Below are 10512 nucleotides of genomic sequence, written 5' to 3'. Positions count from 1 at the left end.
TGACGAACTGCTTGAGCACACCAAAAAAGTGGTCACCGATTTCAGGCATCTCAGCACGCCGCCGGACATCCTGGATATCTGGAGCAACAATGGAGTCATCGTGCTCTGGCATTCACTTGTCGAGGCTATGGGGGTGCCCGGGAAGGACTATCTCAGTGACTTAAGACAACTCAAAAGTCTGGGCGGTCTGAACTTCTACGATCAGGACTCCACAGACTGATAAACGACGTCTCTCGGCGCCGCTGCAATGGCGGTGCCAATGACCACATGATCACGCATTGAATCAAAACCATCTGCCGGGCATAGAGCAGGCTGAGGCGTTCCGTGACGAGCTGCACCACCGTAAAGGCTTCCGTTATCTAAATCCTGGTCCCTTAAATCTCTCACACACAGCAGCAGACAGACTGCCTGTGTCATATTTATTCGTACAGTCGCTCTGATCTTTAACAAACAGAACAAAAGTCGTCATAATCAGAGATACAATCAGGCCCGGTATTACTGCCTTAAAAGCATCCTTAATTTTCCTCTCTTTTTTGTAACCCATAATGCAAAAGAAAAATAGGGGGAATGAAAACAGCGCAAAATCCATTATATTAAACAAACCGATTATCATTACCGGCAACGCAAGAATGGGACCAAAGATGAATGCAATAATGATTGTGACGATATACCCATTCATAAATCACTCCTTAATTAAATGTTGTCGCATTCATTATATGTTGTTCTTATTTAGAATGACAAACTGTATCGGTCAAAATTCCTCAATTAATGAATATAAAGCTGCAGGAGTATGTCGGTAGCTTACAAACATCACCTCCAGATTATGATGGCTGACCAGATATAAGGCACGCCTGAGAGCAGAAATTATCCAGCCAGTTTCATTACCAAATGCTCCGCCTCCGACCATAGTCACATATACTCTCGGATTGCCTGTACGTCGGTAGTTCAGAACACCTGCCAGCAACGTTGCTTCGTAACTGGCTTCCAGTACCAGCGATGCAAAAGGAGCCCAGTCTTCCCGGGGAGATGAGTTATACGCGACAGGTAAGGCAGAGCAGAGAGCCTGAGACACAAACTGATCTTCAGGTACTCCTGGTATAGTGACTTCAGTATCTGAGTGCAATCCGATGCGTAACTCCTGTCTGAGCCTGTCCCGCATTTGCTCATCCAGCGATGCAATATGATGGCTAATAGCCTGCACTGTATTAGCCGACATCAGGGCATACCCGTTTTTCATTCGTATGCCATCAATGCCAATAGCCTTTTCCATATCAGCCAGCGTGTTAAGCTGGCTGATAATGGATTGTCCAGTCTGTGACCCTATCGGGACAAGATAGTTACGAAATACCGTGGCAGCAGCACAGGCCATAGCGCAGGCAGGTCCTTGAGTATGATCAAACTGGTAATCGGTAATCCCCTTTTCTGGCGTTGTATATTCACATGGCATTTCGAGCAAGTTGAACTGACTGGCAACCTGGATCAGCGCGCCCTTTACTTCGGATTTTCGGTGGAGGTCATATGCATCAGCCTCAAGTATGTCAAATCTGCACCTTCCATACGGTTCTGTCACAAGATTGCTGACCGCTTTCCTTAATTCGGCCAGACTCGGCATGGTCAGAATACCAGAACGATAAGAAACAGATGGCTGGCTTCTGGTATGAAGAAAAGGGCCTTCCTGGAAAAAACAAGCCTGAGTCTCTGCATAGTCTGATTCTTCGAATCCAAATACGTCATTAAACCAGCTCATGATAAGTTCCTTTATTGAAAAGGCAGGTATTATATTAATATCTTTGTTTATAGGTAAATTCAACAATTAACTTTACTGACTAACAATAATACATGTAAAAATGAATTATATATTTAGTACGATAATTACTTATTAGACTTGCACCGCTTTTAATGCACAGGTCTGAAGCTTTTAAGATCTCCCTGTCGTGATAGCTGTCCATATTGATGATGGAAATTAGTTACGATGCATGGCTAATTTTAAAGCTAATGTATGCGTACATTAGCTTTAAAACACGGATCAGCCTCCCACAACTCATCAGCCAACAGGCTCGATGAGCTCTGGTCCCTGATTCTTCACATTACCAACAGCGCGCGTTACAGGATGCCATTTGAAATGATCAGCTGACACAGCTCCATCAGCAGCAATTTCTGCAGCCTCCTTACCCGAAATGTCCTGTTTCATCCACTCCCGGGCGGCGTCCGGTACCAGGACAAGTGGGCGCCGGTCATGGATATCAACGAGACCTTTATCAGCCGCGGCCGTGACAATCAGAAACCCTTCCGCCTCATCACCACGCTCAAACGGAGTGCTTCCGATCGCGGCCATGAGGATTGGCTGGCCGTCTTTACGGTGGATGAAATAGGGCTGCTTCTTGTCTCCTTCACGCTTCCATTCAAACCAGCCATCGGCAAAGCAGATCGCCCTACCGTGCTGCCAAAGAGGTTTAAACATCCTGCTGCTGGCTGCTGTCTCAACCCGGGCATTAATCAATGGCGGTTTATCCCACCACCCTGGCGCGTAACCCCAGTGAACCGGATCGAGCTGCAGCTGTTCGTCGCGTTCGCTCAGCAGTAACACCCTGGTACCCGGGGCGACGTTATAGCGACCGATGGGTTCCGGGTCGTAGGCAATATTTCGATCTGCTTCATTGGCGAGGAGAGAAAGATACTCTTCCCGCGTCATTGACTGAGAAAAACGTCCGCACATACTCACCTCCTATGGCCAGGATGAAAGTATAGCTGCTTCGCCCTATCCAGAGTTATTAAAGCTAATGTATGCGTACATTAGCTTTATCATATAACTCATACGATAACCTGGAAACTTCACGTAAAAATGTTGTACGTGGCGGGTAAGCAAATACCCTGCGGGGATATTTTAAAACTGTGACGCCGGCAAAGATAAGAAATGTGTATTACCATTTATTACGGGATAAAAAGTCAAAGAATTGTCACTGTACTCTGTTCCCGTTGAAGTTTGTCTTTCAATCATATTGATTGGTTCAGAAATTTGTACACATCCATTTTTAACATTTTGTGTTTTTACCCGATATATTCCTGATGAGATTTGTTCCAGAGTAATTTGGCTACCTGCTGGAACGAATACTTCACGTACAAAATCAGTTTTGTTGTATGCATTATCCAGGGTTAACCTGACTCGTAACCCTTCGTTATTTTGAGTGTTATCTAACCTAAGTGAGGACAAACCATTTCGCCTGTCTTTTTCAGATAAAACAGTTGGGACAGTAGGCCATAGTAGTTGTTGCACAGATGAATCACAAATTCCGTTATTGTTATTTACACGTTCTGGTTTTAATGGAGATGAGTTGCTTCCTGTATATGTTTTATCTAAAGAAGCATCTCTTTCATTAATATTATGAATAATTGCGTACGCAACAATCCCTATCACACACAGGCCGGCAACAGTTTTCAGCATAGAGAACAAAGGGTAAAAAACAACACCTAATATTGTCATTAATGATTTCTTTTTTGTTTCTTCTGTTGTTTTAACTGATGCCTGGATATTAACATTTGCTTCCGAATCTCGTGCTATTGTGGCTTCAGCCTTTTCTCTCCAGGTTTCTTTAATAATCCAGCGATCATGTTCTTTTCTTTTCAAAGGGTCAATTAATACTTCGTATGAGGCATTAATTATTTGCATTATCCTGACAGCTTCGGGATTATTTTTGTTTATATCCGGGTGATATTTCTTTGCCAGCGTCCGGTAAGCAGCTTGTATTACCTCCACAGGAGCATCTTTCGACACTTTGAGGTTATCATAGTGTGTTCTCATCTTCTTCCCGTAGTGATAAAAGTCCCTACCATGTGTATAACAAAGTTGCTGAATCTTGTAAAACCCTGGATTTTGCAGCTGAACTCCGCCCCTGATTTGAAAGGTTCAGCCTCCCCACTTCCCTGCAAAGCCATACCCGCTTAAAACGCCACAGACACCTCTGTACGCGGTCGGACTGGTCCCGATTAGCTACCGAAACTGGTGAGAAGCTCCTTCCCACATACCATAAAGCATCCCTTTAGATGCCCGGGTTGTTAGCGCAATTCCCGGATGTCTCGCTGTACCTCCTGTTCCCGGATATGGATAGCGGTTCTGGCGCCCTGGTCGATTATGCCCTGCTCTTCAGCCCTGAGGAGTCTGTCCTCCTGGTGCAGCGATGTACGCAGCGCCGCTGTATGCGTTTGCTTCTCTTCAGAACCTGAGGTGAGGTGTTCGCTTACGGGGCGCGTCATTTTCGCCGCATCCTGGGCCTGTTATACCGTAATGAGCCTTACCGCTGCAGCTGCAGGACCCGCTATCTGGATCGTCATGGCCAGCAAACATAACGGCAGTATGCGGGATTGTACCTTCAGACAGACTTTCATTTTTATCCTTAAAATACGGTTTGATTTATTTTCAGCAATCCCTGCCCGTCTCTTTACCGGAGTTCTGCGAGAATTTTTTCCGGAGAAACACTACCCAGGAAAGTATGGACAGACGGCTCCAGCACAACCATCGCAGGCGTGGCGGTAACCCCGAGACGGTCTGCAAGCTCAGACTGTTTAATCACCAGATTTTTACATTTTTCTGAACTGGTGTTATCTGGCAAAAAACCGGCCATTGCATTTTTAAAACTTTTCTGGCGATCGGGTGCACACCATACTCTCCCCATATCTTCTATGACAGAGTCTTTGATGGATGACGGCACCACAGTCACAAATGACATAGTGAGCCCTGCATCCGTGTACTTTTTGATATTTTTCACAACATAGCTGCAATAAACACACTGATTTTCAACAAAAACTAATAATTTATGTTTTTCAGCTTTTGCCTGGAAGGTAACGGGCTCCAGCTCAGCTAAGGAGCGGGATATATCTTCATAGGCCATCTGTGGCGTTACGTCTGAGACCGGAGCCGCTGAAACACCGTGGCTGAAGCTGGCTACCATAAAAATGCCTGCAGTTAATGCTTTAATACAAAAGTGCATGATTTCCTTTTCCTCATCCCTGACTACCTTCAGGTTGTCGACGTCTGGTTCATGTCACAGTTAACGCCTTTTTTTTCATCAGGAAAAGAAAATCGTTTCTGGGGAGCATTTTTAATGCCGCTTCAGCGGCATAGAGGCGCCAGCTGAAGTTGAATGGAGTACTGTGGGCAAATGGCGCCGTCGCCCGGCGCAGCCGGCTGCTGTTTTGACAGGTTCTGCCTCACCGCCCCCCTTCCCTTGTATCTAACAGTTTGTGGTGATTAGCTACCACCACTGAAGCAGAGTGAGCCGCCCCCTTCCCTTAAGGTCAGAAAAGTCGGCACCGCTGAACCTTGATTTGCAGCACATGGCCCTCCGCTTCTCCTTTCACGCCAGCACATCAGGTTGAACGGTTACCGGGAGCTCGACTCCGTATGTACAAGGCGAACAGGCGTGACGGTTTATGTGAGAGGAGTTTGACCATGTTTCCAGTCGGCATTGACGTAAGTAAAAACACCCTGGATCTTTGCATGCTTTATGACGGTATCAAAGGACGCATAAAAACCCGTAACATCCAGAATAACAGACATTCAGTTGAAAATATTCTTCGCTGGCTCAGGCTTCAACATTGCAGTCCGGAAGATGTTCATGTGGTAATGGAAGCTACCGGTGTTTATCACGAACGGCTGGCCACTGAATTACATGATGCCGGTTTCCGGGTTTCTCTGGCCAACCCTCACCGTAGTCGGGAGTTTGCGCGTGGCATGGGAATCATGACAAAAACGGATAAGGTGGATGCGTATATGCTGGCCTGTTACGCATTCCTTAAGAAGCCACACCGCTGGGAGCCGCCGGCACCCGAAATCAGATATCTCGGTGCACTCCTGCGACGGCGGGATGTTCTGCTGGGTGATGCCCTGCGTGAGGAGGACAGGCTGGAAAAATACCTGTCGACAGACACACCTGCAGATATTATCAGTTCCTGCAGGCGTATGGCGCAGCTTCTGCGCGAGGAGGTAGGTAATATCGAGCGGCAGATTAAAGCACATATCAAAGCCAGCCCTGCACTGAGGCGTGATTATACACTGCTGACCTCAATTAAATCGGTTGGTCCCCAGCTGGGGATGCATATGCTGGTCGTGCTTCGCAGCCATAACTTTGCATCAGCAGAGCAGGCTGCCGCCTTTCTGGGCGTGGTGCCGATCGAGAAACGCTCAGGCACATCGGTCCGGAGCCGACCGCGGATGTCGAAAATCGGCCCCCCTCAGTTGAGAGCGAAGCTTTACATGTCCGCCCTGTGCGGAAAAATCTACAATAAACGAATGCGTAATATTTACGATGAGATGTGCCTGCGGGGTAAACCTAAAATGGTGGCCATTGGCGCGCTGATGCGGAAACTGGTGCACTGGTGTTATGGCGTCCTGAAGACCGGAACCGTTTTTAATGACGAAGACCTGAAACCGGTACTGTCAACCTGACTATACCAGGCTGGCATTAAACACAAGGTAACGCTCACTGCAATAAGTGAGCGCAGTCCGTTATGAGCGAAGAGCGGACATTATGCTGTATTCATTAGATGAATCCCAAAGGGTAATAGTTGGTAGCTGAACATGAGGAACTTGCTAATAATAATTGGCTGGTTAAATCCCAGACATTATTAAAAGATTATGTGAAAAAATCAAATACACTCTTTTAGAAATCCTACTTTATCTGCCTGTTTTTTACGATAGACTATGAGGATAGTCAGGAATGTAGTCATTCAATAAAAACGCTTTATTATATAATGCATATGGAGAGAAAATGACTCTAGTATTAGCAATGTTTTTGTTCTCCCTTACCATGTCAATTTCTCCAGGGCCAGTCAATATGGTCATTATATCATCTGGAGCGAGCTATGGATTCAGAAGAACTTTCCCATTCGTCTCAGGTGCTACAATAGGATTTACTCTATTACTTATAGTCATTGGTTTTGGGTTCTACGCTTCCATTGAGAAATATCCACTTTTCTTCAAATATCTCAACGTGGCTGGCTCAGCTTTTATAATATACATAGGTTATAAGATAGCATCATCAAGATCTGAGTTATCATTAACAAAATCAGAGGCGCCTAGTTTCACTCAGGGTTTTTTACTTCAATGGCTCAACCCAAAAGCCTGGATTGCCTGCGCATCCGGAGTGGTATTATTTTCTGAACCATCAAATAACACTTCGTTAATAATCTTCATAATAATATATTTTATCGTTTGCTACCTCTCTTTAGCTGCATGGGCTGTCCTTGGAAAGAACATCTCAACATTGCTTAATAGCATTGGACGCATCCGTGCATTTAATTTCTGCATGGGTGGGATACTGATTACCACTGCCTTCTACATGTTTCTGGCTCAATAAGCCACTTTCCCTTACTGGCTGGAATTGATCTTTTACATTATTGAAGCCTTAAATTAATCATAATATTTTGAATTCAAAGGAGTTGTAAATATTATTAATTAACGTGTAAGCGACACTGTTGGTTGATATATTAGAAGGCCAGGTTGCATAGACTTTTAGTGGTTCCAATGACCAGTCAGGGAGAACCAACTGTATTTCATCTCGCTTAATATCCTCTTTGCTGAGATAGCAAGGAGGGGCTGCGATTCCAACCTGATGTTTTGCTAGAGTGTAGGCAGCCTCGACATTATCAACGTACACCGTTGGCGTATACTTAATTAAAGCTATCTCTCCATTTTTGTGCCTGAACTCTCGACTGCCCTTCAGCATGCTCAGACCAATCCAGGGCATTTTTTCTAAGTCATTAGGATGGTTGATAGGCTGATAATTGCTAAGAAGTTTCTTTGAAGCAACAACGTGTCGGGGTAATACAAAAAGATGCCGTGCTTTGAGTGTGCTGTCGGGCAGTTCGCCAATTCGAAATGCAACATCTATACTATCGGCAATAATATCTTTACGAGTGTCGCTATAAGAAATACTCAGGGAAACGTCCGGATGTTCCTTTATAAATCCTGCAAGATGACGAGTAAAAACACTATTTATAAAAACTGCAGGAATTGACAGATTCAGCTTATTACTTGTTGAAATAGAACGCTGTTTAAACTCGATAAACCCCTTTTCATACAGTTCTAACATAGAGTTTGCAGTTTCGAGCAAACTTGCCCCATCATGGGTCAGCGATAATTTTCGCGTGTTTCTGTATAGCAAAGCACTTCCCAGATTTCTCTCCAGCTTAGAAAGATGTGTGCTTGCTGTCGCGGTAGTGAGCCCTAAAGCGTCTGCGCCACCTGAAATCGATCCAGCTTGTACAATTTTTGCAAAAACAATCAGGTAACGGATATCATCAATCATTACTATTCCTGAGTTCACTCATTAACTTTAAGCGTGAGAGTTGTTCTATCAGCCATAAAACTATCATGTTTTTATTTACCGCCAAAGTTCCTTTTTTTATCGAAGATTCCCAAAGTTGGAAACCTGAACATTGAAAAATATAATTAGTAATGAGAGGTAATGACCTGCTCCCCGCAAACTAACATAGCACGATGTTAGCAATGTCCGCTCCTGGCACAAAGCAGACGTTAAGACTTACAGCATCGGGAAACTTCTGGATGCCGCGTCAGCGGCATGGAGGCGCCAGATGAGGTTACATGCATCAGTGGAGTCAAATGGCGCCGAAAGCCCGGCGTAGCCGGTTACCTGGCTATAAACTCTGCCACCCTACCCCCTGCCCTGATTAGCCTTAACCCGCTCACAGCAATGAAGAAGTAAAAGTAATCCCTTTTAACCCCGGTGAGCGGGCTTTACGGCGTTTACGACGTAAAGGGCGTGATTTCCGGGGCCTTGGCGGCGGCAGCTTGCTGCTGACGCTTAGGGGGATGTTCTTCAGTTATTTCAGCGACACCAGGGAACTTAACACGGTAGCTGCAAAGCCATACCCGCGCAAAACACCTCAGACGCCTCTGTACGCGGTCGGAGTGGTCCCGACAAGGCGACAGCCGCAGTCGGGGCGTATCTCCGCGTTAGCGGGCCGCAGGGCCGCTTACGAGCGTGTACCAGACAACTGACCACAGCTCCACCCACAGCGATGAAGAAGAGTAGTTACAACACCCATCATTAAAAGCGATGGTGTTCCCCGGCCTTCGGCCGGGGGGCGGCGGCGCTTTTCAGTGGTGGGGAGGGGCACCGGGCCGGCAAACCGGCGCTGGTTTTATGGTGAACTCCCTTTTGAATGCTGTAACTAATTTACTTCTCCGGTCGGGGCCCGTCGCGAAGCGATGGGAGCTCTCTCTGATGTTGCCGAACCGGCGCGACCGTCAGGTCGCTGCAAGGGCGGGCATTCTCCGGAGCCTGTCCACAGGGCAGGCGATGAACAGGTTATGTGTTTACAGGATTTATTAAAGGATCTTTAAAAGAGGTATAGAGCTGGTGTTTAAAAGGAACCACGCGCCCTGAAAGTCCGACGGCAGGCGCTTTGTGAAAACATCGGTTGGCGTCATATGAAATAAACCCTTGCAGTTATATGTGGATAACAGAAATCGGCCGTCAGAAGTGACGCCGGAGATAACATTTAAGGCCACGTTGACGCCAGGAAGACCGGAATTATGGTGAGGAAAGCAGGCCTGAAGATAAGATAATACGTAGTAGCCGGACAACAGGCGTGCGAAAGCCTCCGGCGCCGGCCGGATTTTCAAAGGAAGGGTCGTTATATGGGGACAGTGGCCAGTCGCGTGTAGTTGTTCCCGCGCGACAGCAGCATGCGCTCCTGCACACGGCGCTCAACCTCGCGCTTCAGCGCTTCATGATCGCCCCTGAAGCGGCCAGTGGCGTATTCCCGGGTCAGTTGCTGACGCACGCGCGTCTCGATGTCATGACGCTGCCGTGATGCATCCCGCCGTGCAGTATCCCTCTTACGGCCGTGAGATTTACGCTCAGCCTGATAGCTGCGAAAACGCTCACGCACAAACCGCCACGCTTTTGCGATCAGTTCGTCCATCTCCAGGGGTTTCAGTTTCTGCTTTTTGCGCTGCAGGTTTTCCCACTCCACACGGCTGCGGCGCGCGGCCACTACAGCCACCTCAGAAACGTCAAGCGCGGAAAACAGAGCCGGGGTGAAGGTGATATCGGTCGGGATGTTACAGCCGATCTGCGGGTCATATTCAGTCTGATAGGTGATGAGCCCCAGCTCGGCCAGAAACTTCAGCGCCCGGGTGGCACGGCTGACTGACAGGTTGCCGCTCCTGGACTCGGTGGCCAGTCCACACTCGATGGCCATATTGGTAATCGAGCGCTGCACGCGATTGGCCAGCGGATCATAGTGAAAACACATTGCCTGCAGTAGCGCGTCAATTGCACGCCTGCGCAACAATGGTGGCATCCGGTGACGCTTACCCAGCGAACGCAAAAACGCCACATGAATGGAAAAATCAAAACGGGACGTGAAGCCTTCGGCTTTCGCCATCAGCTTACGGCAGAACGGCAGGGTCTTTTTCCCTTCTCGCGGCGTGAAAACCGGGTTCGGGTTTTTAACCTGTGAATAGTGGTTTTGAAGGATATCAGTCAC

Annotated in this window: 8 protein-coding genes and 1 pseudogene; 2 read left to right on the top strand and 7 right to left on the bottom strand. The window is 47.1% G+C overall.

Features of this window, described 5'->3' with window-relative positions:
- Positions 1-355: 355 nt before the first annotated feature.
- The 5 genes from R0140_RS27085 to R0140_RS27065 all read right to left on the bottom strand — a co-directional run bounded on the left by R0140_RS27085 (position 356) and on the right by R0140_RS27065 (position 4985).
- Positions 356-679, bottom strand: a complete 324-nt coding sequence (locus R0140_RS27085) for a hypothetical protein (RefSeq protein ID WP_191727027.1) — start codon at positions 677-679, stop codon at positions 356-358.
- A gap of 72 nt (positions 680-751) precedes the next feature.
- On the bottom strand, positions 752-1747 hold the full coding sequence (locus tag R0140_RS27080) for a hypothetical protein (RefSeq protein WP_191727025.1): 996 nt from the start codon (positions 1745-1747) through the stop codon (positions 752-754).
- Positions 1748-2044: 297 nt separating this feature from the next.
- Entirely contained in the window at positions 2045-2716 is a 672-nt protein-coding gene (locus tag R0140_RS27075; RefSeq protein WP_191727023.1) for an SOS response-associated peptidase, read from the bottom strand.
- A gap of 168 nt (positions 2717-2884) precedes the next feature.
- Entirely contained in the window at positions 2885-3799 is a 915-nt protein-coding gene (locus R0140_RS27070; protein WP_317704082.1) for a J domain-containing protein, read from the bottom strand.
- A gap of 637 nt (positions 3800-4436) precedes the next feature.
- Entirely contained in the window at positions 4437-4985 is a 549-nt protein-coding gene (locus tag R0140_RS27065; RefSeq protein WP_070611419.1) for a thioredoxin fold domain-containing protein, read from the bottom strand.
- A 461-nt stretch (positions 4986-5446) separates the two neighbouring features.
- On the opposite strand from R0140_RS27065, the gene R0140_RS27060 reads away from it, so the two are divergent.
- Positions 5447-6442 carry an IS110 family RNA-guided transposase gene (locus R0140_RS27060; protein ID WP_317704081.1) on the top strand — a complete coding sequence of 332 codons (996 nt, stop codon included), beginning with the start codon at positions 5447-5449 and terminating at the stop codon, positions 6440-6442.
- A 322-nt stretch (positions 6443-6764) separates the two neighbouring features.
- The gene (locus R0140_RS27055) at positions 6765-7352 is read left to right on the top strand and encodes a LysE family translocator (RefSeq protein WP_317704080.1); all 588 of its coding nucleotides are present in this window, start codon (positions 6765-6767) and stop codon (positions 7350-7352) included.
- A 57-nt stretch (positions 7353-7409) separates the two neighbouring features.
- Here R0140_RS27055 and R0140_RS27050 read toward each other — a convergent pair whose 3' ends face one another.
- Complete coding sequence (locus R0140_RS27050) at positions 7410-8303, bottom strand: LysR family transcriptional regulator (protein ID WP_032705636.1); 894 nt, start codon at positions 8301-8303, stop codon at positions 7410-7412.
- A gap of 1354 nt (positions 8304-9657) precedes the next feature.
- Positions 9658-10512: pseudogene (gene repA / locus R0140_RS27045) on the bottom strand (incFII family plasmid replication initiator RepA); the annotation flags it as partial.

Origin of the sequence: Klebsiella sp. w6 (assembly GCF_033100215.1) — a bacterium.
GTDB classification, from domain to species: Bacteria; Pseudomonadota; Gammaproteobacteria; order Enterobacterales; family Enterobacteriaceae; genus Klebsiella; species Klebsiella variicola.
The sequence above is the reverse complement of the archived record's forward strand: the minus strand, read 5'-3'. Positions and strand labels throughout refer to the sequence as shown.